21 protein-coding genes are annotated in these 21,449 nt (G+C 58.8%); 15 read left to right on the top strand and 6 right to left on the bottom strand.

Features of this window, described 5'->3' with window-relative positions:
• Positions 1-37: 37 nt before the first annotated feature.
• Positions 38-616, bottom strand: coding sequence for a tetratricopeptide repeat protein (locus K325_RS0111915; RefSeq protein WP_029654493.1), 579 nt, complete (start codon positions 614-616; stop codon positions 38-40).
• Positions 613-2,931, bottom strand: coding sequence for a penicillin-binding protein 1B (gene mrcB, locus K325_RS0111910; protein ID WP_029654492.1), 2,319 nt, complete (start codon positions 2,929-2,931; stop codon positions 613-615). Before mrcB ends, K325_RS0111915 begins: the two co-directional genes overlap by 4 nt.
• Positions 2,932-3,061: 130 nt before the next feature.
• Here mrcB and K325_RS0111905 point away from each other — a divergent pair, with 130 nt between their 5' ends.
• The 3 genes from K325_RS0111905 to K325_RS0111895 all read left to right on the top strand — a co-directional run bounded on the left by K325_RS0111905 (position 3,062) and on the right by K325_RS0111895 (position 5,457).
• On the top strand, positions 3,062-4,648 hold the full coding sequence (locus K325_RS0111905) for a bifunctional aminoglycoside phosphotransferase/ATP-binding protein (RefSeq protein WP_029654491.1): 1,587 nt from the start codon (positions 3,062-3,064) through the stop codon (positions 4,646-4,648).
• Between the two features lie 72 nt (positions 4,649-4,720).
• Positions 4,721-5,089: a pentapeptide repeat-containing protein gene (locus K325_RS0111900; RefSeq protein ID WP_029654490.1), complete on the top strand. Its 369-nt coding sequence runs from the start codon at positions 4,721-4,723 to the stop codon at positions 5,087-5,089.
• On the top strand, positions 5,086-5,457 hold the full coding sequence (locus K325_RS0111895) for a Rieske (2Fe-2S) protein (RefSeq protein ID WP_029654489.1): 372 nt from the start codon (positions 5,086-5,088) through the stop codon (positions 5,455-5,457). Before K325_RS0111900 ends, K325_RS0111895 begins: the two co-directional genes overlap by 4 nt.
• Here K325_RS0111895 and sfsA read toward each other — a convergent pair.
• Positions 5,441-6,172: a DNA/RNA nuclease SfsA gene (gene sfsA / locus K325_RS0111890; RefSeq protein WP_029654488.1), complete on the bottom strand. Its 732-nt coding sequence runs from the start codon at positions 6,170-6,172 to the stop codon at positions 5,441-5,443. The two genes, K325_RS0111895 and sfsA, sit on opposite strands and share 17 nt — an antisense overlap.
• Positions 6,173-6,344: 172 nt before the next feature.
• Between sfsA and dksA the strand changes: the two genes are divergently transcribed.
• From dksA to pgi, 10 genes are all read left to right on the top strand, one after another.
• The gene (dksA, locus tag K325_RS0111885) at positions 6,345-6,785 is read left to right on the top strand and encodes an RNA polymerase-binding protein DksA (protein ID WP_029654487.1); all 441 of its coding nucleotides are present in this window, start codon (positions 6,345-6,347) and stop codon (positions 6,783-6,785) included.
• A 47-nt stretch (positions 6,786-6,832) separates the two neighbouring features.
• Positions 6,833-7,750, top strand: a complete 918-nt coding sequence (gene gluQRS, locus K325_RS0111880; RefSeq protein WP_029654486.1) for a tRNA glutamyl-Q(34) synthetase GluQRS — start codon at positions 6,833-6,835, stop codon at positions 7,748-7,750.
• Positions 7,751-7,754: 4 nt separating this feature from the next.
• The gene (locus K325_RS18695) at positions 7,755-7,931 is read left to right on the top strand and encodes a hypothetical protein (RefSeq protein WP_029654485.1); all 177 of its coding nucleotides are present in this window, start codon (positions 7,755-7,757) and stop codon (positions 7,929-7,931) included.
• Entirely contained in the window at positions 7,921-10,884 is a 2,964-nt protein-coding gene (locus K325_RS0111870; RefSeq protein ID WP_029654484.1) for a sensor histidine kinase, read from the top strand. Before K325_RS18695 ends, K325_RS0111870 begins: the two co-directional genes overlap by 11 nt.
• 7 nt (positions 10,885-10,891) lie before the next feature.
• Positions 10,892-12,286, top strand: coding sequence for a sigma-54-dependent transcriptional regulator (locus K325_RS0111865; RefSeq protein WP_029654483.1), 1,395 nt, complete (start codon positions 10,892-10,894; stop codon positions 12,284-12,286).
• A 705-nt stretch (positions 12,287-12,991) separates the two neighbouring features.
• The gene (gene pcnB / locus K325_RS0111855) at positions 12,992-14,359 is read left to right on the top strand and encodes a polynucleotide adenylyltransferase PcnB (RefSeq protein WP_029654481.1); all 1,368 of its coding nucleotides are present in this window, start codon (positions 12,992-12,994) and stop codon (positions 14,357-14,359) included.
• Positions 14,356-14,853, top strand: coding sequence for a 2-amino-4-hydroxy-6-hydroxymethyldihydropteridine diphosphokinase (gene folK, locus K325_RS0111850; protein WP_029654480.1), 498 nt, complete (start codon positions 14,356-14,358; stop codon positions 14,851-14,853). Before pcnB ends, folK (K325_RS0111850) begins: the two co-directional genes overlap by 4 nt.
• Positions 14,854-14,978: 125 nt before the next feature.
• A complete protein-coding gene (gene panB, locus K325_RS0111845; protein WP_029654479.1) occupies positions 14,979-15,773 on the top strand; it encodes a 3-methyl-2-oxobutanoate hydroxymethyltransferase in 795 nt (264 codons plus the stop codon).
• Positions 15,770-16,618, top strand: a complete 849-nt coding sequence (gene panC, locus K325_RS0111840) for a pantoate--beta-alanine ligase (protein WP_029654478.1) — start codon at positions 15,770-15,772, stop codon at positions 16,616-16,618. Before panB ends, panC begins: the two co-directional genes overlap by 4 nt.
• 43 nt (positions 16,619-16,661) lie before the next feature.
• Positions 16,662-18,317, top strand: coding sequence for a glucose-6-phosphate isomerase (gene pgi, locus K325_RS0111835; protein WP_029654477.1), 1,656 nt, complete (start codon positions 16,662-16,664; stop codon positions 18,315-18,317).
• Here the strand turns inward: pgi and folK (K325_RS0111830) are convergent.
• Positions 18,303-18,821, bottom strand: a complete 519-nt coding sequence (gene folK / locus K325_RS0111830) for a 2-amino-4-hydroxy-6-hydroxymethyldihydropteridine diphosphokinase (RefSeq protein ID WP_029654476.1) — start codon at positions 18,819-18,821, stop codon at positions 18,303-18,305. The genes pgi and folK (K325_RS0111830) overlap by 15 nt on opposite strands.
• Complete coding sequence (folB, locus tag K325_RS0111825; RefSeq protein ID WP_029654475.1) at positions 18,818-19,189, bottom strand: dihydroneopterin aldolase; 372 nt, start codon at positions 19,187-19,189, stop codon at positions 18,818-18,820. Before folB ends, folK (K325_RS0111830) begins: the two co-directional genes overlap by 4 nt.
• A 142-nt stretch (positions 19,190-19,331) precedes the next feature.
• Between folB and plsY the strand changes: the two genes are divergently transcribed.
• Positions 19,332-19,925: a glycerol-3-phosphate 1-O-acyltransferase PlsY gene (gene plsY, locus K325_RS0111820; protein ID WP_029654474.1), complete on the top strand. Its 594-nt coding sequence runs from the start codon at positions 19,332-19,334 to the stop codon at positions 19,923-19,925.
• Positions 19,926-19,936: 11 nt separating this feature from the next.
• Here the strand turns inward: plsY and tsaD are convergent, their stop codons facing one another.
• Positions 19,937-20,992 carry a tRNA (adenosine(37)-N6)-threonylcarbamoyltransferase complex transferase subunit TsaD gene (gene tsaD / locus K325_RS0111815; protein ID WP_029654473.1) on the bottom strand — a complete coding sequence of 352 codons (1,056 nt, stop codon included), beginning with the start codon at positions 20,990-20,992 and terminating at the stop codon, positions 19,937-19,939.
• 232 nt (positions 20,993-21,224) lie between these two features.
• Here tsaD and rpsU point away from each other — a divergent pair, with 232 nt between their 5' ends.
• Positions 21,225-21,440, top strand: a complete 216-nt coding sequence (gene rpsU / locus K325_RS0111810; protein ID WP_007153483.1) for a 30S ribosomal protein S21 — start codon at positions 21,225-21,227, stop codon at positions 21,438-21,440.
• The last annotated feature ends 9 nt before the right edge of the window (positions 21,441-21,449 follow it).

The following is a 21,449-nucleotide window of genomic DNA, read 5'->3' as shown; positions in this document are numbered from 1 at the left end:
CAGGGACGGTCTCTGAACATTCTCCCGGCTGGCGCCGTTACAGTGCCGATGCCCTGGCTTCGGCCTGATCCGCACCGGCCACATTCCCCCGGGCCCGGCGAATATCCGCCAACAGCAACCACCCAGAGCGCTGCATTCTCTCGTCTGAACCTGCGACTGACAGCCCTTTCAGAGTAAACTGTTCTGCGGCCCCAAGATTGTCTCCGGCCACATAGGCCTCTGCGAGCTTGAAATAGACTTCCGATGAACGGGGAGCTATCCGTTGAGCTCGTTCCAGTCTGGCAATGGCCCCGGCCGGGTCTCCCTGACGCAGGCGCTGTTCGGCGTCGCGGACCAACGCCTGCGCTGCTGCCGGCAACTGATCCCCGGATTCGCTGTAGCTGGGTGACCGGGTATCGTCCGGCTTCGGCTTGCTTACCACGGGCTGTTCGCTCTTGCGCCAGACTCTTTCTTGCTGGTCGTCCGGTATATCCGCCCGGGGCGGTTCCGGCGCCTGGCCCCGGTCTTCACCGCCCACGGGCACATAAATCGAGCCGCCACCCGGCCCGGTCGCACAGCCTGCCAGGCCGACAAACAGCGCCAGACAAGCCGATCGTGCAATCCCAACTTTCTTCATTGAAACAATCCTTCAAACCAACCTCGAATTTGCCGGCCCAAACTGCCATTACAGCCGGTATGCTGTTCCGGTTCACTGCCGGCAATGAATGGAACAAGCCGGGCATTGTCGCAGTTTTCCCCGGTAAGCGCCTGCACCTCAGGGTTGACCCAGTGATACTGAACGCCATCGGGCATCACCGGCGAGAAACCATGCTGAGGAATCTGTGCCATCAAAGCGGACCACACCGGCAGAGCGCCGGAAGCCCCGGTAAGCGCGGTCGGGCCGTTATCATCACGGCCAACCCAGGCAACGGCAACCAGATCTCCACTGAAGCCAGCAAACCATGAATCCCGGCCATCATCCGTGGTGCCCGTCTTACCCGCCAGCGTCAGCGAATCCGGCAAGCGCGAATAGGCGGACCGCCCCGTTCCCTCCTGCATGGTTTCCTGCATCGCGTACTGCACCAGATGGACTGCAGCCGGATCTGCCACCTGATCCACCTTCAGGCTGTAGCGAGACAATGGCTCGTTTCCGGCATCCGTCACCTCCCGGATAGTGCGGAGCGGAGTGTTGAAGCCGGACGTCGCCAGCCCCTGATACAACTGAGCCACATCAACCGGAGACAGGGAGAGTGCCCCCAACAGCATCGACGGGTAATCCGAAATGGGCGTCGTCACGCCAAACGCTCTCAGCGTGTCCTGTACTGCGGGGATACCAATATCGAGACCAATCCGGACCGTTGGCAAGTTGTAGGAGCGCGACAAGGCTTCGTGCAACGGCACCGGGCCTCGCTCACGACCGCCATAGTTTTTGGGCTGCCACCGACGACCATCGTCAAACTCCAGGGTAAACGCTTTGTCCTGAACCGGAGAAATCAGCGTGTATCGCTCCGGCTCAGACAGCGCCGCCAGATAGATAAAGGGCTTCACCAGCGATCCGATGGGCCGGCGGGCATCCACCGCCCGGTTAAAGCCCGCAAACCTCGGGTCCTTGCCCCCCACGAGAGCCAGCACCTCCCCCGTGTCCTTCGCCGTCACCACCAGAGCGGCTTCAAGCGCATCGGCGACCTTTCCGGAAGCCAGACGCGGTAAGGTATCACTGGCCGCCTGCTCAGCAGCCTGCTGCACTTCCGGGTTCAGCGTGGTGAAGATTCTCAGCCCCTCGCTCTGGAGATCCTCTTCCCGGTAGTCCCGCGCGAGGTGGCGGCGAACCAGATCAATGTAAGCCGGATAACGGTTGTCGGTGTACGACGGCTTGGCACTGAGCCCCAGCGGCCGGGTACTTGCCTCTTTCGCTTCCTGCCCGGAGATCACGCCCGCTTCGGCCATTTCTCCCAATACCAGGTTCCGCCGTGCCTTGGCCCGCTCCGGGTGACGGCGCGGGTTGTAGTAGCTGGGTCCCTTGACCATCCCGATCAGTAGCGCAATCTGATGCACTTCAAGATCCCTCAGCGAATCGCCAAAAAAGAACTGGCTGGCAAGACCGACGCCGTGAATCCCCCGGGTGCCCGCCTGCCCCAGATAGACTTCGTTCAGATAAGTCTCAAGAATATCGTCTTTGTCGTAATGAAGCTCCAGCAACACCGACATCAGCGCTTCATTACCTTTGCGCACCAGCGTCTGGTCACGGGACAGGAAAAAATTCTTCACCAGCTGCTGAGTCAGGGTGCTTCCCCCCTGGACAATTCGGCCCGCCTTGATATTCGCAATCATTGCACGGGCAATCGACAAGGGAGCTACGCCAAAGTGTTCATAAAACTGCCGGTCTTCCACTGCCATCAGCCCACCCACCAAAGCCGGCGGCACCTGCTCCAGCTCAACCAGAATCCGGTCTTCACGATGGGCTGGGTAGATCCCGCCAATCTGCGCGGGTTCCAGACGGACGATTGGCGATTGGGGGCCCTCTATCACTCTGAACGAAGCCACGCGATCACCCTGTATCAGAAGTGAAAGCCTTCGCCGCGGTTCGTCGCCATCCGGAAACGAAAACCCACGGGTACTGATCACAAACCGGCTACCATTGCGTTGCCAGCTTCCTGGCCGGCGGCCATCGCCGGCCCGATACCCTGCCAGTTCAAGTTCACGGATCAGGGCCGCCGCACTGACCCCAGCCCCATCGTAGAGTTCCAGTGGCCGGGCATAAACCCGGGAGGGCACCTCAAATCTACGCCCTTCAAAACGGGAAGTGACCACAGCGTCCAGATAAACCATCCAGCCAGCCAGCAGAACCAGACCCAAGGCTGAGGCACGAAACAGAAACCACCAGAGACCGGAGCGCTTGCGGCGAGGATGGGATTTCGGTGTTTTTTTACGGGGGGATGTTTTTTTACTCATGGCAGGATTATATCGAAGCAAAGACCGCTATCGGCAGGTCTGGTGTGTGTTATTTCTGTAATCTGGCCGTTATAGTGGAACTCTCCAAAAAACGAAAAATCAACGATTTCAAGGATCCCAGGAGCACAATGTGAGCGCCAACGGCCCGGATACACTGATCAAGGCACTGCAGAACCCGGAACTCTTCGACCACTCAGTGGCGGACTTCCGGGTGCTCGAGACCCACATTTCGCAGGTCCTGCTGACCGGGGAATACGCCTACAAAATAAAGAAGCCCATGGACTTCGGGTTTCTCGATTTTTCCACCCTGGAACGACGCAAGCATTTCTGTGAAGAGGAAGTACGCCTGAATCGCAGATTGGCCCCAGACCTCTATCTGGAAGTCGTACCGGTGACCGGCACCCCGGAACACCCTTCCCTGGGAGGGGAAGGCACTCCCTTCGAGTACGCCATTCGGATGCGCCAGTTTGATCAGAACGAATTGTTTGATGTGCGCCAGGAGCGTGGCGACCTGCCGCCGGAGCTACTCACCAGCCTGGCCCGACAGGTCGCCGGTTTTCATGAAACACTGCCGCCGGTGGCCGACGGGAAGCCCCTGGGCACGCCGGAAGCCGTTTATGCCGCCATGCAAGAGAATTTCGATCAGATTCGCCCGCTGCTGGACGACCCGAGCCTGCTCCGCCAACTGGACAATCTGGAAGACTGGACCCGCACCACCTTTGAGCGCCACCGGGATCTGATTGCCCATCGCCGGGCTCAGGGCCTGGTACGTGAATGCCATGGCGATCTGCACCTGGCCAATATCACCGTGTTCCAGGACCGGGTCACGGTGTTCGACTGCATTGAATTCAATGAACCGTTCCGCTGGATCGACGTGATCAATGACCTCGCGTTTCTGCTGATGGACCTGGAGTCCCGGAACGAACCGGCACTGGCGGCCCTGGTGCTGAACACCTATCTGGAATACCGCGGGGATTTCGAAGGCCTGGCCCTGTTACCGCTCTACAAGGCATACCGGGCCATGGTGCGTGCCAAGATTGCCCTGTTCACCCTGGGCAACCCGAGCCTGAATGACGGCGAAAAAGCCACTCTGAAACAACGTTATCAGGACTACGCTCAGCTGGCCGAAGACTATGGTGCCATCCCAAACCACTACCTGCTGGCCACCACCGGGCTCTCGGCCAGTGGTAAGACCTGTGTCAGTGCCGCCATGGCCGGAGAACTCGGTCTGGTCCGGCTGCGCTCCGACGTGGAGCGCAAGCGCCTGCATGGCCTGGCACCACTGGCCGACAGCAAGTCAGGTATTGGCACGGATCTGTACAGTGCAGAAGCCACGGAAAAAACCTACCAGCACCTGGCGACACTGGCTGGCGAACTCCTGGCATCGGGCCTGTCCGTCATTGTCGATGCGGCCTGCCTGAAAGAACGCGAGCGAGCCCTGTTCTCCGACGTGGCAGAGCAACAGGGCGTCCCGTTTGCCCTGTTGCACTGTGAGGCACCCGAGGACCTGCGCCGTGCCTGGGTACGCAAGCGCAAAGGCGATGCGTCGGAGGCGACAGAAGCCCTGCTGGATGCTCAGCAAACCTGGTTTGAACCACTGACCACTGAAGAAAAAACCCACACCGTGCACCTGCGCACCGACGATGAGCATGTCGCCGAAGCGGTCGCTGATCGTATCCGGCAACATCTGGGTATGGCGGAGCCAGCCCAAGGCTGACGTCGGGCCCGGCCTCAGGCCGGGCCCGCTATACTGTGACAGGTACTTTCAGCTATCCCTGTGAGGTATGAGATGGACGACATTCAAGAAAGCGATCTGCAGACGATCGATCATCCGCTCTACGAGCTTCTCCGCAATGAAGACATCAAGGCCTTCAATGCAGAAAAAGCCAGACAGGCCGAGCTACCCAGTTTTGCGCACGGAGATTTCAGGGGGCTGGATCTGCGAGGCATGGATGCCAAAGGACTGGACTTCCGCCACGGCTATTTTCGAGGAGCTGATCTGCGCGGCATTGACTTCTCGAAGTCCCGGATGGAAGGCGTCAGCATTGCCAGCGCCAAGATTTCGGGATGCTACTTCCCTCACCGTCTGGAGGCAGACGAGATCGTAATGTCGCTCAACCACGGTACCCGCATGCGCTACGCCATCCTGCCCAAATGAATCTGCCAGTCACGGAGTGGCAAGCAATTGCCGCAGCCAGCGATCTCACCCCGGGCCAGTTCCTGGAATTCCGCCTGACACAAACAACCGGGGAGCCGGCCGGCGCGCCTCTGACCGGCTTTGCCTTTCTGGATGGCGACACACCACGGGCCTACCTCAACGCATGCCCACATCTTGGCATCGAGCTGAATTGGTTACCGGGCCGTTTCATGGACGTCGATAACCTGTTTATCCAGTGCTCCACTCACGGCGCCCTGTTCAAACCCGGGAGTGGAGAGTGTATCGCCGGCCCGTGTCAGGGAGACGCCCTGACGCCTCTGGAGATCCGCCTGCAGAACGGAGAAGTTCAGGTCAGGGCTCAAGACTGACCGGCACTTCTTCAAGCAAGTCCAGCCGGCCCGAAGGATTGCCGTCTTCAGTGGCCAGGGCGGCGCGATAAGCAATGACTTCGACTCCGGCTTCGCAGGCTTGTCGAAGCAATTGACCGTATCGAGCATCAATGTGATCGGCGGGCCGAACCTGTTCAATGCCAGTATGGTTCACCACAAAGAACAACACGGCCCGGTCTCCCTGCGCCACCTGTGCCATCAGTTCCCTCAAATGTTTCTGCCCCCGCTCGGTCACCGCGTCGGGAAAAAACCCTTCACCACCGTCGGCCAGGGTCACATTCTTTACTTCCACCCATGCATCGGGCTCTTGCCCATGCCCGGACAACAACAAATCTATCCGGCTCTTTTCCGAGCCATAACGCACCTCTGCCCGGCATTCAGCGTACCCCGACAGGCTTTTCACCACGCCAGCCTCAATTGCCGCGCGCGCCTGCGCGTTGGGACGAGCTGTATTCACGCAGGCCAGCACCCCGGGCAAGGTCTCCACCAGCTCCCAGGTATACGGCAGTTTGCGCTTGGGATTATCGCTTCGGCTCAGCCAAACCCGGGCATTATCCGGCTGACATCCCAGCATAGACCCCGTATTCGGGCAATGTGCGGTTACCTCTGAGCCATCCGGCAGCCTCACGTCTGCCAGGAAGCGTTTATAGCGGCGAATCAGCCGCCCTTCGACTAATGGTTCTGGAAACTTCATGTGCTCTCCGCAAAAAGTACCTGTCACAAGGCTGGCACCCCTGTGACTTATCTGCTATTTTCCGCAAATTCCCGTTTCAGGACGAACGCTATCCAGGGTACAACCGCGCGGCCATTCAGGCGCGGAAGGGAACAAAGCGTTCTTGTGAAGTACAAACAAGAGGCCGGGTTCAATGGCAAACACTGCAGAACAACCACGCGAACGTTTTACCAACTTCACCCCTTATGAAATGAACAAGGGTGAAGAATACATGAGTGCGGAAATGCTCCAGCACTTCAAAGATCTGCTGCTGCAATGGAAACAGGAGCTGATGGAAGAAGTCGACCGCACCATGCACCATATGCAGGAAGACGCAGCAAACTACGCGGATCCCAGCGACCGTGCAACCCAGGAAGAAGAATTCAGCCTGGAACTGCGCACCCGGGACCGCGAGCGCAAGCTGATCAAGAAGATCGACCAGACTGTCGACCGCATTGACAAAGATGACTATGGCTTCTGTGATCAGTGCGGTGTCGAGATTGGCATTCGTCGGCTTGAGGCACGCCCGACAGCAACTCTGTGCATCGACTGTAAGACCCTGGCAGAAATCCGCGAACGCCAGACTGGCATCTGACGCCGGTCAGGGCTGGCAGCGGTTCCGCTGCCAGCTCGCGCACGCCAATGGCGACGTCACATTACCGTGGGCGGTTTGCCCCCTCCCCGACTGGCCCCCTGCATTTTGGCTCCCTTGTCACCGCGCTGGCCAGTTGGCTCGAAGCCAGGTCAGCAAAGGGCGATTGGCTGGTCCGCATTGAAGACCTGGACCCCCTGAGAGAACCTCCGGAAGCCACCGGGCAGATTCTGAACTCTCTGGAATGCCACGAACTGATTCCGGATGAACCAATACGGTTTCAGTCCCGACGCCACAGCGCCTACCGTCAAGCCATTTCGACACTGCTAGAAAAGCGCAAGGCCTACCGCTGCCAGTGCTCCCGCAAACAACTTAAAGAACATCATGGCCGGCATCCCAACCGCTGCCGCCGGGGCTTGCCCCAGGTCAGTAATGACTTACATGCAATTCGCTTCGCGCTGGACAGCGAGTCCAGCCTCTGGCCCGATCTTCTGCTTGGCCCACAGAGGCAAACGGTCCACGCCGAGCTGGACGATCCCGTGATACTGCGCAAGGAAGGTTTTTTCGCCTATCAACTCGCCGTCGTGGTGGACGACATTGATCAGGGCATTACCCACGTAGTGCGCGGGTCAGATTTGTTGGAAATGACCGCCCAACAGCAACAGATTTTCCGGGCGCTGGGCGCGGAACCTCCACAATGGCTGCACATTCCCGTCATTCTCAACGAACAAGGCCAGAAACTCAGCAAACAAACTCACGCGCCAGCCCTGGATGATACCCAGCCCGCCCAGAACCTGACGGCGGCTCTGAAAGCCCTTGGGCAAAATCCTGATCACTCACTGGCGCATGCTTCACCCCAAGACGTACTGGCCTGGGGGCTGGCCAACTGGCAACGACGCGCCATTCCCCTGACATCCGCGCAAGCCCATGGTATAACCGGCGTGACACTTTCGCCTTCGGAACGATGACGCGATGTATATCTACCGCCTGGTGTTTCTCCTGGTACTGGCCATCTACATTTTCTCCCCCAACATTCTGGATTGGTGGACGTCTCCCGAAAATGCCTGGTACAGCCCCTACGTGATCTGGGGCGGACTGATTGCCATCGGTTTCTGGCTGGAATGGCGACGGGACCCCAATGAGTTTTAGCGCAACCGGCCTGTTAACGGCCAGCCTTCTGTACCTGATCGTTCTGTTTGGTATCGCCTGGGGAACCGAACGCGGCACCATACTGCGCCGCTGGGTCCGACACCCGGTTATCTACACCCTGAGCCTCGGGGTGTACGCCGGAATCTGGGCAGTGTATGGCGCCATCGGTATGGCGGCCGACTCCGGCTACGGATTTCTTGCTTATTACCTGGGCATCAGCGGAGCCTTTCTGCTGGCACCGGTGCTGCTGAACCCGATCCTGCGTATCGGGCGGGCCTATCAGCTCACGTCACTGGCCGACCTGTTTGCCTATCGTTATCGCAGCCAGTGGGCAGGCACGCTGGTCACGCTGTGTTCCGCAGCCGCTATTCTCGCCTTGCTCAGCATGCAAATACAGGCCGTCTCGGTTTCAGCCAGCCTGCTGGCACCGGACGCGTCCCCGAAAGTCATCAGCGTCATGTTCAGTCTGACCGTGGTGCTGTTCACCATGCTTTTTGGTGCCCGTCGGCACCAATCTTCCGGGAACCATCAGGGGCTGGTCTTGGCCATCGCCTTCGACTCACTGGTCAAGGTGGCTGCGCTTCTGGTTCTGGGGGGCGTCATTCTGTTCAACGTCTTTGGCGGCACCAACGGGCTTGAAGAGTGGCTGACAGAGACCTCCCACCCTGAAGCCACCATGGCCATGGCCATCAATGACGGCAGCTGGCGCGCCCTGCTGCTGATGTCTTTCGCCGCCGCTTTGGTACTGCCTCATATGTACCACATGACATTCAGCGAGAACCCCTCTCCGCGGGCTCTGGCGAAAGCAAGCTGGGGCCTGCCGCTGTACCTGCTCCTGATCGGGTTACCAGTCCCCCTGATCGTCTGGGGCGGCCAGGCTCTTCTGGTTGACGCTCCGCCCGCCTTTTTCAGCATCGGCGTGGCCCAGGCCCTCGACAGCCCGGCCCTGACGCTGCTGATGTACATCGCCGGACTCTCCGCAGCCAGCGGCCTGATGATCGTCAGCACCCTGGCGTTGTCCGGCATGGTGCTCAACCACGTTGTCCTGCCCCTGAAAACTCCCCGGGATCAGGGCGATATCTATCGCTGGCTGCAGTGGGTCAAGCGCCTGCTGATCGCCGTCATTCTTTTCCTTGCCCTGCTGTTCCACGAGACGATAGGGCGGCATCTGGACCTTGCCATTCTTGGCGCCATTTCACTATCCGGCACCCTGCAACTTCTCCCCGGGGCGCTTGGCGTGATTTACTGGCCGGAGGGGAACCGACGCGGCCTGATTGCCGGGCTAGTCACCGGCCTGCTCATCTGGCTGGTGACCATGGTCCTGCCCTTCTCGGTGGCTGCCGACATCCTGTCCTGGATGAAACTCCCCATCACCCCGGGCTACGATAACTGGCACCTGTTCACCTTCATCAGCCTGACAGCGAACATCAGTGTCTTTGCCCTGTTTTCCATCATCAGCCCGGCCTCACCGGAAGAGACCAGTGCGGCACAGGCATGCTCAATGGGTGCCCTGTCCCGCCCTCAGAGGCGAGAGTTACTGGCAGCCTCGTCCAACGAATTTGTACAGCAGCTGGCGGAACCACTTGGTATTCGAGTGGCCCGCCGGGAAGTGGAGCGGGCACTGAGCCAGCTCAAACTCCCGAACGTCGAGTTTCGCCCCTACCAACTGAGGCGACTCCGGGACCAGGTTGAGATCAATCTGTCCGGGCTACTCGGCCCCGCTGTCGCCAGAGATATCGTGAAGCGTCATCTGGGCTTCAAACCGCTCACTCACGGCGGGACCGGGCAGGATATCCGCTATGTGGAACGGGCCCTGGGCGACTATCAGAATCAACTGACCGGGCTCGCCGGCGAGCTCGACAACCTTCGCCGCCATTACCGACAGACCCTTCAGAACCTGCCCATTCCCGCCTGCTCCGTTGGCGAGGATGGGGAAATTCTGATGTGGAACCACGCCATGGAGAGCCTGACCAACATTTCCGCAGAAGAAGTGGTGGGCGCCAAACTACTGGCTCTGCCAGAGCATTGGCATGCATTGCTGGACGATTTCAACCGGGGGGACGAGCTGCACCGTTACAAGCACCGGCTTGATCTGCGTGGTAAGCCGCACTGGCTGAATCTGCACAAAGCGGCTCTGAGCGGCCCGGACCACCCCGAGGGCGGCTCCATCATTCTGGTGGAAGACCAGACCGAAACCCGCCTGCTTGAGGACGAACTGATGCACAGCGAGCGCCTGGCATCCGTCGGCCGCCTGGCAGCCGGCGTCGCCCACGAAATCGGCAATCCCGTTACCGGCATCTCGTCACTGGCCCAGAACCTGAAACTGGAAACCGACGACCCGTCCATTCTGGAAACAGCAGACCAGATTCAGCAACAAACACGGCGGATTTCAACCATCCTGCAGTCTCTGATGAATTTTGCCCGGACAGGCAACCATGCACATGCAAACCGCTATGAACCCGTAGTCCTGCACCGCTGTGTCAACGAATCCATCAACCTTCTGTCACTCAGTGACAAGGGTCTGGGCATCCGGTTTGTGAACGAATGCCCGCCAGATTTACAGGTGCTCGGCGACGAACAGCGGCTGGTTCAGGTGTTTATCAACCTGCTGGCCAACGCCCGGGATGCCTCGCCCGATGGCGGTACCATTCTGGTCAGTGGAAAGGCCGATGGCTACTCCGCTATCATCGAGGTCGTTGACGAAGGCTCCGGCATTCCAGCCGATCAGCTGGATCATATTTTCGAGCCGTTTTACACCACCAAGGCCCCCAACCAGGGTACCGGGCTTGGCCTCTCACTGGTGTACAGCATTATTGAAGAACATTATGGCAACATTCAGGTGGAGAGCCCATCCGGCCCGGAGAGCAGTCGTGGCACCTGCGTAAGACTCCGCCTGCCTGCCTACGAGCCTGAAGCCGAAACCGGCAACAGCCGCCCGAACGAAAGGTCGTGAACACCCTATGCCCCGCATCCTGATTGTTGAAGACGAAGACATCATCCGCTCGGCGGTTCGAAAGCTGCTCCAGCATGCTGGTTACGAGGTCTCCGATGCTGTGTCGGTAGAAGAGGCTGAAGGCCTGGACCCGGACAGTTTTGACCTTGTTATAACCGACCTGAGACTGCCTGGCGCCGCTGGCACTGAAATGATCAATCGCGCCCCCAACACACCAGTCCTGATCATGACGAGTTATGCCAGCCTGCGATCCGCCGTGGATTCGATGAAGATGGGAGCCGTGGACTATATCGCCAAACCCTTCGACCACGATGAAATGCTCGCTGCGGTCGACAACATCCTCACCCGAAGGGCCGCAAGCAACAACGACGGCCCGGATAATGACACCCCAGCGTCGCGGAACCAAACCGATTCGGACCCATCCGAAATCATGTTTGGGCAGTGCGAGCCGATGCAGAAGGTGTTCACCCTGATCCGGAAAGTAGCCCCAACCGAGACCACCGTGCTCATCCAAGGCGAATCCGGCACCGGGAAAGAGCTCGCAGCCCGCGCCTTGCACCTGCTTAGCCCGCGCGCCAGCAAACCCTTGATATCAGTCAACTGCGCAGCAATCCCGGAGAGCCTGATTGAATCCGAGTTGTTCGGCCACGAAAAAGGCGCCTTCACCGGCGCCGTCTCTGCCCGAACGGGGCTGATTGAAGCAGCTGACGGAGGCAGCTTGTTTCTGGATGAAATAGGAGAGCTGCCCGCCGAGGCCCAGGCTCGACTGCTTCGGGTCCTTCAGGAGAGCGAAATCCGAAGAGTGGGCTCCACCCAGAGCCGAACCGTGGATGTTCGGATGATTGCCGCCACCCACCGAAATCTGAAGGCCATGACCCGAACCGGCGAGTTCCGGGAAGACCTTTACTACCGGCTGAACGTCATGCAGATTCGCCTCCCCCCCTTGCGGGAACGCCGGGCGGACATCCTTGGCCTGGCCGGAAAATTTCTGAAACGCCAGGCCGGCAAACTCGGGCGGCCAGACCTGACTCTGAGCCCAGAGGCCATGCTGGCCCTGGAACGTTACCGCTGGCCTGGTAACGTCCGGGAGCTTGAGAACGCCATAGAGCGTGCTTCTATTCTGACCGACGGCAATATCATCGCGCCTTCGGTGCTGGACCTGGACAGTGACTCGTCCGACGAATATATCCCGGAGACCCTGGTGGAGGGCAACAACGAACAAACTTCTGCCCGGGATGCCGACGCCTCCAACGATCTGTCTCTGGAAGATTACTTCCAGCATTTTGTACTTGAAAATCAGGACCGTATGAGCGAGACCGAACTCGCACAGAAACTGGGCATCAGCCGAAAATCGTTATGGGAGCGCCGCCAGAGGCTGGGCATTCCACGCAAGAAAAACTGAACCAAAAAATGAACCCCGCCTCAGTTGTTACCCTCTGTTCCTCTCGGTAACACATCCTCCACCAGGAGCGAGCCCCGGGTAACACTTTCACCGGGTACGGGGTAACACTTACACCCCACGTTTTTATAACCGACTGTTATTAAAGGGTTTTCAAAAACTGGCACGCGCTCTGCAACCTATTAAGCGCACGACAACAAAAACAACAGTGACAATGCAGCGCCAAAACAAAAACAAATAGCTGCACAAGCACCCGGCAACAAAAACAAGAACTGGGTGCAAGCGAACTGAGCGTTTTGGGTACTATGCTTTTTAGGGGTCCCACGGCACATGCGAGTTGTAGATGTAGAGAAGAATCGTCTTTCAGGCGACACTACAGATACTTTAAAACCCGCCCTGTGTTTCTGGCCACTCTGTGTATTCAAAGCTTTCCGTTTGCGCTGCTTAGCGTCCTTATCTTGAGGGCAACTCAGTGGGGTAAAAAAACAGAGAAGAATCCCGACAACAACAAAAACAATGCAGATCGTCAACGCTTTCAGGGCGGATTCGTGAAAACGGGTCCGCCTTTTGATTATCTGGCCCAGCCCCTTATAGCCCTTTCAGCCTCGCCCAAACCAAAGCATTCCCCGAAAGTCTCCCGTAAACATGTGCAATTGCTGCTCAAACCGTTAAAATCCCCGTTTTTGCGCATCGCACGCACGGAATTCCATGCCTAAACGACTTGTTGAAAAACTCCGCTCCTTCATTCCCGGGAACGGGAAAAAGAAAGCCCGCCACTATCAGCGGCAGGAGATCCCGAGAGATCAGCACAACATCTCCCGCTCGATGATCAGTGAAGCTGCCAAGAAGGTACTGCACCGGCTGAACAAGTCGGGCTACGAGGCCTATCTGGTGGGCGGCGGCGTTCGGGACATTCTCCTCGGAGGCCAGCCCAAAGACTTTGACATTGCCACTAACGCGACGCCGGAAGAGGTTCATGACCTGTTCCGGAACTCGCGCCTGATCGGCAGGCGATTCCGCATCGTCCATGTCGTGTTTGGGCGGGAGATCATTGAGGTCACCACATTCAGAGGCAATGCCCGGGATACCAGCGACGATCTGGCTGACGATGAGCACAAGACCAGCGAACACGGCCTGCTGCTCCGGGACAACGTCTATGGCAATCAGGAAGAAGATGCCCTGCGTCGGGATTTCACCATCAACGCGCTTTATTACTGCATTCGGGATTTCTCCATCATCGACTTCGCCAATGGCGTTCAGGACCTGAACACCCGGCAAATCCGCCTGATCGGAGACCCCGACACCCGGTATCGCGAAGATCCCGTCCGGATGCTGAGAGCCATCCGCTTCGCGGCGAAACTGGATTTCGAGATCGAACCGGAAACCGAGGCGCCCATTCGTGAGCTGGCCCCTCTGCTGACCCATATTCCACCAGCCAGACTGTTCGACGAAGTTCTGAAATTGTTCTCTGCCGGCCATGGTGAAGCCACCTATCATTTGCTCCAGCAATACAACCTGCTGGCACCGCTGTTCCCGGAAACCGCGCGCGCACTGGCCACAGGGGAGCCCGATACACTGATTCTGCAGGCCCTGAGAAACACCGATGCCCGGATAGCCCAGGGTAAATCCGTCACGCCTTACTTCCTGTTCGCCGCCATGCTCTGGCCCGCACTGCAAGTAGAATGGCGCCGCCGCCAGGATAATGGCGACCCGGTTCAGCCCGCCCTTCATGGCGCCATCGGCAAGGTGATCGGACGCCAGATTCAGGCAACGTCCATCCCGAAACGTTTCTCCGGCCCCATGAAGGAAATCTGGGAACTGCAGATGCGCCTGCCCCGAAGGCAGGGAAAACGGGCGTTCGGCACCATGGCCCACCCCCGCTTCCGTGCGGCCTATGATTTCCTGCTTGTGCGCGAAGCAGCCGGCGAGCTGGAACCCGGCCTTGGGCAATGGTGGACGAGTTTCCAGCAGGCCGATGAACGCAAGCAAGAAAAAATGCTTTCTGAGCTTGGTGCTGCCGGCCCAAAGAAAAGACGCCGAAAACGCAAGCCCGTCAGAAAGCCCGAGCAGTCATGACCACAGACGCCTACGTCGGACTCGGAAGCAATCTGGACGATCCGGCGATCCAACTGGCCCGGGCGGTTTCGGAACTGGCTGGCTTGCCCGGGACCACTCTGGTCGCGCAGTCGCCGTTTTACGCGAGCCGGCCAGTGGGCCCCCAGGACCAGCCTGATTTCGTCAATGGTGCCGTTTGGCTACGGACCCGTCTTCCTGCCCATGAGCTACTTGACCACCTGCAAGCCATTGAGCATGCCCATGGCCGCGAGCGGCTGAGGCATTGGGGCCCCCGAACGCTGGATCTTGACCTTTTGCTCTATGGGCAGGAATCCATCCGGGACCCCCGCCTGACGGTTCCTCATGCCGAGTTGCCCGATCGCGACTTCGTTTTGCAACCGCTGCTTGACCTTAATCCCGGTCTGACACTCCCGGATGGCCAGTCAGTGGCAAGGCTGCGCACCCTCTGTGCAGACAACCAGCTGCGCAAACTCCCACCCAAGGCCGGAACCTGAGCGCACTCAGGCCTGACAGACCATGCTACTCTTGTGTCTTATACACCCCGGGATTTACATTAACGCTCTGAACACTGACTGACCCGGCCCGATACTGGCCCATCCACCCAAAAGGCAAGGATTTTATGGCAGTTACCATCAACACTCTGCGGGAATACAAACAGAAAGGCGAAGCCTTCTCGGCACTGACCTCCTACGATGCGACGTTTGCGCAGGTGGTCAGCGAAGCCGGCGTTGATGTCATCCTGATCGGTGACTCCCTCGGCATGGTACTTCAGGGCCACGACAGCACCCTCCCGGTGACCATGGAGCAGATGATCTACCACACCAGTTGCGTGGCGCGAGGCAACAAAGGCTCTCTGATCATGGCGGACATGCCGTTCATGTCTTATGGCACAGTCACCGATGCCCTGGACAACGCCGCAGAGCTGATGCGCGCTGGCGCGCACATGGTCAAACTCGAAGGCACCGACTGGATGAAAGACACCATTGAAGCCTTGAGCGAGCGCGGCGTACCAGTGTGTGCTCATCTGGGATTAACCCCTCAGTTTGTTAATAAACTTGGCGGTTACAAAGTGCAGGGCCGGGATGAAAAGGCCGCCGAAGCCATGATCGAGCATGCCTGTGAGCTGGAAGCAGCCGGTGCAGACATCATCCTTCTGGAGTGCGTGCCAGCGCCGCTGGCAGCCCGCATTACTCAGGCCGTCAAAGCACCGGTGATCGGCATTGGTGCAGGCTCGGACACCGACGGCCAAGTGCTGGTACTGCACGATATGCTCGGCGTCACCACCGGCCGGAAACCCCGCTTCGTCAAAAACTTCCTGGCCGATACCGGCTCGATTCCTGAAGCCATCACAGCCTACGCCAAGGCCGTTAAAGAGCGGTCTTTCCCAGCTGAGGAGCATACGTTCAAGGCATGAGAACCGTACACTCACTAAAAGAACTACGAACAATCCTCCGAGGGTATCGCCAACAGGGCAAAACCATCGGCCTGGTGCCCACCATGGGCAACCTGCATGAGGGGCATACCTCGCTGGTCCGGAAAGCTGCTGAGGCCTCCGACATCGTTGTAACCAGCATCTTCGTCAACCCAATGCAGTTCGGTGCAGGAGAAGACCTGGACACTTACCCGAGAACCCTCATGGAAGACCAGCGGAAGCTGGCCGAGGCAGGCAATACGCTGGTGTTTGCACCCAATGCCGAAGAAGTCTATCCGGAAGGCCTGGCGAACCAGACCAAAGTGGTGGTTCCTGAAGTCAGTGAAGGACATTGTGGCGCCAGCAGGCCTGGCCACTTCGAAGGCGTCGCAACGGTCGTCACCATGCTGTTCAACATGGTCCAGCCAGACATTGCGGTCTTCGGAGAAAAAGATTTCCAGCAGCTGGCAGTGATCCGGAAGCTGACCAGAGACCTGATGATCCCCGTGGAAATCATAGGCGCCCCGACGGTCAGGGAAGAGGACGGTCTGGCCAAGAGTTCCCGCAACGGCTATCTGACTGAAGACGAGCGGGCAGTGGCCCCAACGGTATTCCAGACGCTGAAAGAAACGGCAGACCAACTGGCACAGGGGCGAAATGACTACGGCACTCTGGAGCAGGCTGCCCGACAGTCGTTGACGAACGCGGGCCTGCGCCCTGACTACTTCAACATCGTGAACAGCCTCACGCTGAAGCCTGCCAGCGGCCAAGATCAAGAGATCACGCTGCTGGTTGCAGCGTTCCTGGGCACCACTCGACTGATCGATAATCTTTCGGTCAAACGGTAAGCCAGAGACATGGAGTCACATTACCAATGGAAAGGATCGCCTGATGCCTGACACTAACGCCACATTGACCAGCCGAAAGGAATGGCTGGCCCTTAATGCGGCCCGGGAACAACTTGCCGCCACCCACATGCGTGACCTGTTCCGGGATGACCCGGACAGGGCAACCCGCTACCAGGTTGAGGGAGCTGGCCTTACGCTGGATTTCTCCCGCAACCGTTTAACGGATGAAAGCCTTCAGCACCTGCTTCAACTGGCTCAGGCCTGCGGCCTGGAGAAACGGAGAGCTGCGCTGTTTGATGGTGACATCGTTAATGTGACCGAACACCGGCCCGCCCTGCATACCGCCCTGAGAGCAGACGAAAGCAGCGTGGTGTGCGTTCAGGGCGAAAACATAGTGCCGGAGATTCACCGCACGCTGGCGCGAATGGAAGCTCTGACCAACGCAGTCCATAGCGGAGAGCGAACCGGGTTCACCGGAGACCGTTTCACCGACGTGGTCAGTATCGGCATTGGCGGCTCATTCCTGGGCCCCAAACTGGTGGCCGAGGCACTTCACCCATACCGACAAGGCTCGATCACCTGCCACTTTGTTGCCAACATTGATGGCACCGACGTTACCGAAACCCTGTCCACGCTGAAGCCCGAGACAACGCTGTTCCTGGTGCAATCCAAGTCCTTCCGGACGCAGGAGACTCTGGAAAACAGCCTGGTTGCCCGACAGTGGTTCCTGGATAACGGCGGGACCGATGCCGCCGTTGCCAAACATTTCATGGCCGTCACGGCCAACGTGGAGGAAGCCAGACGCTTCGGCATCAAGCCCGACAACACCTTTCCGATGTGGGACTGGGTCGGAGGCCGTTATTCGCTGTGGTCCGCCATCGGCCTGCCGATTGCGCTCACCCTGGGGATGAAACACTTCAGGGCACTCCTGGCGGGCGCCAGAACAATGGATGAGCATTTCAGGCAGGCGCCACCGGAAGCCAACCTGCCCGTGATCATGGCTATGCTCAGCATCTGGTACACCAACTTCTGGGATGCCCAGAGCCACGCCGTTCTACCGTACGATGAATACCTGAAATTCCTGCCAGAGCACTTGCAGCAACTGGACATGGAAAGCAATGGCAAGCGCGTTACCCAGCGCGGGGCTGACGTGAACTACCAGACAGGCCCCATTCTTTGGGGAGGCGTTGGTGCCAATGGCCAGCACGCCTACCATCAGCTCATCCATCAGGGCACCCGACTGATCCCCGCGGATTTCATCATCCCGCTGAAAGCTCGCCACCCCGTGGCCCATCACCACGCGGCGCTGTTTGCCAACTGCCTGAGCCAGGCCCGGGCCATGATGGCGGGGAAAACCGAGGCAGAAGCCGAGCAGGAACTGCTGGACACCGGCCTAGCCCCGGATGCTGCCCGCCGCCTGGCCCCCCATAAAGCGATCCCTGGCAACCGCCCGTGCAACATCCTGCTTATGGAACAGCTAACGCCAGAGTCACTCGGAGCACTGATCGCACTCTATGAGCACCGCACCTTTGTCCAAAGCGTGATCTGGGACATCGACTGTTTTGACCAGTGGGGGGTCGAGCTGGGCAAACAGATCGGCAACGAAATTCTGCCCAGACTTTTGGGAGGGGCTCAGGGTGGCTCGGCCGGTGACAGCGCGACCGACAACCTGATCCGGTTATTTCTAAGCAGGGGCTGAAGCGGAGACCTGTCGCTCCCGCCAGCTAAAATCCACGGGCCAGAGTTTCTGGTCCCGCTGGTAGGCACGCCAGAGCTCTCCGTAGCACTCACCACACACCGGGTGTTGATCGCCCGGCGCGATGTCGGCCAGCGGCCTCAGGACAAAGGCGTTTTTGAGAATTTCGGCCCGGGGCAACTCAACGCCATCCACGGTACCGACGGCATCCCCCCAGGTCAGGATATCCAGATCCAGAGTCCGGGGGCTGAATTTCGGGGCGCTCGCTTTTCGGCCATTATCGGCCTCCAGCGCTTTAAAACGCCGGGAAAGCCTCCCAACGGGCTCGTCGGTGTCCACGCCCACCACCAGATTCAGAAAGTTCGAGCCATCAAACCCCACCGACTCACTTTCGTAGACCGGCGAGATCACAAGATCCCCAAACCAATCGGCCAACGCATCCAGCGCAGCGGTGACATGCCGGTAACGATCAATATTGCTGCCAATGCTGACGTACACCCGCTTCACTTCCTATCTCCCCGCTCAATACGCACACCCACCGAACGCGCAGCCGGTACCGCCCCGGGCTTACTCAGCGTCAGGCGAAGCCAGCGAACCCCGAACTCAGACTGTAGCAACGCTGCAACGTCTTCCGCTGCCTTTTCCAGCAGGCTGGGCTGGAGTGACTGCAGACACTCACTGACTTTCGCACTGACCTCCGCGTAGTCGAGAGCATCCGCCACATCATCACTCGCACCCGGAACCGAATTATCCCAAGCCAGCTCAAGATCCACGACCAGCTGCTGGGTGATCTCCCTCTCCCAGTCATACACACCAATCACCGCGTCCACCGCGAGCCCCTCAATCAGGACGGTGTCTCTTACACCTTTAGCCAAACTGGTCTCCCGAGTCTTCCACTCTTGGCTGATTGAACATTACACAAGCAGACGATACTGTGACTTTTTGCCGGTCTGCCCGTGTCCGGGCGGGCATTTTCTCACAGAATACAGGGCTCAGTCTCTGCACATTGGTCTTGCGATGGATGCTAACAGCCAAGCATTTCTGATTGTCTTACTCTGCGCAGGTGCGTATCTGGGCGGCTCAGTGCTGTTCGCGATCCCCGTTTGCCGACACTGGAAACTCCCGGACCCACGAGCCCTGGGGTCCGGCAACCCGGGTGCAACCAACGTCTATCGCGCCGGAGGCTGGCAACCCGCCGTAGCCACCCTGGCGCTCGACGCCTTCAAAGGCTGGCTGCCCGTCTGGCTGGCACACACCTTTGGAATGTCCATTCTGGTTCAGGCCATGGTTGCACTGTTCGCCGTAACCGGCCATATGATCCCGGCCTTTTACCGTTTCAAAGGGGGCAAAGGCGTCGCTACCGCACTGGGAGCGGGTCTGGCTCTGGCACCACTCACCACGATCATCATGGCTTGCTTGTGGCTGGCGGTGATCTGGCGCTGGCGCATTTCGGCCCTGGCATCACTGGTAGCCATTGCCAGCGGCCCGGCCATCAGCGCGCTGCTGGAACCGGAAACCCTGCCACTGTTCGGCCTTCTGGCCCTTCTGATCGTTGTGCGGCATCGCAACAATCTGATACGCCTTGCCCAGGGGCGCGAAACCGGGCTTTAGATGTCGAGCACCTAATCCACCAGCCCGTTCTGACGGGGCTCGGCCACCGGTGGCAGGGTATTCATCGGCCACCGGGGCACCGCCACAATCCGTTCTCCGTCCCGCTGCCCCACGCTTAAACGCCGGGCACCGGCATAGGCAATCATCGCACCGTTATCCGTGCAGAATTCGGGGCGGGCATAAAAGACTGACCCACCGAGCTTTTGGGCCATAACTTCCAGAGCTGAACGCAAACGTTTATTGGCACTCACTCCACCAGCAATCACCAGACGCAGGCAGCCGGTCTGTTGCAGCGCCCGGCGACACTTGATCGTCAGTGTATCCACCACCGCCGCTTCGAAAGCCAGAGCAATGTCGGCTTTTTCCTGCTCACCCAGTTTGCCGGCGTCCGAGGCCGCATTCACCGTATTCAAGGTGAAGGTCTTAAGACCGCTGAATGAGAAGTCCAGGCCGGGCCGGTCGGTCATAGGCCGAGGGAACCGGTACCGTCCTTCCGTGCCCTTTTCTGCCAGCGCCGCCACTCTCGGTCCTCCGGGGTAATCCAGCCCCAGCATCTTGGCAGCCTTATCAAAGGCTTCACCTGCCGCGTCGTCCACCGACTCCCCCAACATCTCGTACTCGCCGATCCCGTCAACCCGGACCAGTTGGGTATGACCTCCAGACACAAGCAATGCCACAAACGGGAAAGCCGGCGGGTTATCCTCCAACATCGGGGCCAGCAAATGCCCTTCCATGTGATGCACCCCCAGGACCGGCACCCCCAGCGCAAATCCAAGCGCGTGAGCGACAGAACCTCCCACCATCAAGGCTCCGATCAGGCCAGGCCCTGCCGTGTAGGCAATACCCTCGATATCTGAACGCGTTTTCCCCGCCTGCACCAACACCTGATCACAGAGAGGCAACAGTTTGCGCACATGGTCGCGGGAAGCCAGTTCGGGCACAACACCACCATAATCAGCGTGCATATCGATCTGACTGTAAAGCGCGTGAGCAAGCAGCCCCTGCTGGTCGTCATACAGGGCCACACCGGTCTCATCACAAGACGTTTCAATACCGAGAATCAGCATAATGGGTACTAAATCTGAAAAGTGTCTGAAGTGTTCCGGGCATTTTAGCAGAAACCCGAAAGCTTCCGGCAGTTTCATTGAACAGTGATTGACCTGAGCCAGCCCAACGGCTATTATTGCCGCCCTAAAATATGCACTGGTCGAGTTTTAGCCAATCTGACCAGGGATCGAGCCGCACGGCCAGTCCTGCGGAACACATTGAAACCGAATCTATCAGGTAGGTGATTTTCGAATGCCAGCTGTTAAAGTGAAAGAGAATGAGCCATTTGACGTAGCACTGCGTCGCTTCAAGCGTTCTTGCGAAAAAGCCGGTGTACTGTCAGAAGTACGTCGTCGTGAACACTACGAGAAGCCGACCGCTGTTCGTAAGCGTAAAGCAGCTGCTGCCGTTAAGCGTCATCTCAAGAAGCTTCAGCGGGAACAGCGCAAGTTCGAGCGTCTGTACTGAGTTCAGGCG

Source organism: Marinobacter daepoensis DSM 16072, from assembly GCF_000421165.1.
Lineage (GTDB): Bacteria > Pseudomonadota > Gammaproteobacteria > Pseudomonadales > Oleiphilaceae > Marinobacter > Marinobacter daepoensis.
The sequence above is the reverse complement of the archived record's forward strand: the minus strand, read 5'-3'. Positions and strand labels throughout refer to the sequence as shown.

Coding starts and splice junctions, on each gene's coding strand:
- tsaD (WP_029654473.1), bottom strand. CDS start 20,992: ATGCTGATTCTCGGTATTGAAACGTCTTGTGATGAGACCGGTGTGGCC.
- K325_RS0111895 (WP_029654489.1), top strand. CDS start 5,086: ATGAATCTGCCAGTCACGGAGTGGCAAGCAATTGCCGCAGCCAGCGAT.
- K325_RS0111900 (WP_029654490.1), top strand. CDS start 4,721: ATGGACGACATTCAAGAAAGCGATCTGCAGACGATCGATCATCCGCTC.
- dksA (WP_029654487.1), top strand. CDS start 6,345: ATGGCAAACACTGCAGAACAACCACGCGAACGTTTTACCAACTTCACC.
- K325_RS0111865 (WP_029654483.1), top strand. CDS start 10,892: ATGCCCCGCATCCTGATTGTTGAAGACGAAGACATCATCCGCTCGGCG.
- K325_RS18695 (WP_029654485.1), top strand. CDS start 7,755: ATGTATATCTACCGCCTGGTGTTTCTCCTGGTACTGGCCATCTACATT.
- K325_RS0111870 (WP_029654484.1), top strand. CDS start 7,921: ATGAGTTTTAGCGCAACCGGCCTGTTAACGGCCAGCCTTCTGTACCTG.
- pgi (WP_029654477.1), top strand. CDS start 16,662: ATGCCTGACACTAACGCCACATTGACCAGCCGAAAGGAATGGCTGGCC.
- pcnB (WP_029654481.1), top strand. CDS start 12,992: ATGCCTAAACGACTTGTTGAAAAACTCCGCTCCTTCATTCCCGGGAAC.
- sfsA (WP_029654488.1), bottom strand. CDS start 6,172: ATGAAGTTTCCAGAACCATTAGTCGAAGGGCGGCTGATTCGCCGCTAT.
- plsY (WP_029654474.1), top strand. CDS start 19,332: ATGGATGCTAACAGCCAAGCATTTCTGATTGTCTTACTCTGCGCAGGT.
- panC (WP_029654478.1), top strand. CDS start 15,770: ATGAGAACCGTACACTCACTAAAAGAACTACGAACAATCCTCCGAGGG.
- panB (WP_029654479.1), top strand. CDS start 14,979: ATGGCAGTTACCATCAACACTCTGCGGGAATACAAACAGAAAGGCGAA.
- mrcB (WP_029654492.1), bottom strand. CDS start 2,931: ATGAGTAAAAAAACATCCCCCCGTAAAAAAACACCGAAATCCCATCCT.
- gluQRS (WP_029654486.1), top strand. CDS start 6,833: ATGGCGACGTCACATTACCGTGGGCGGTTTGCCCCCTCCCCGACTGGC.
- K325_RS0111915 (WP_029654493.1), bottom strand. CDS start 616: ATGAAGAAAGTTGGGATTGCACGATCGGCTTGTCTGGCGCTGTTTGTC.
- folK (WP_029654480.1), top strand. CDS start 14,356: ATGACCACAGACGCCTACGTCGGACTCGGAAGCAATCTGGACGATCCG.
- rpsU (WP_007153483.1), top strand. CDS start 21,225: ATGCCAGCTGTTAAAGTGAAAGAGAATGAGCCATTTGACGTAGCACTG.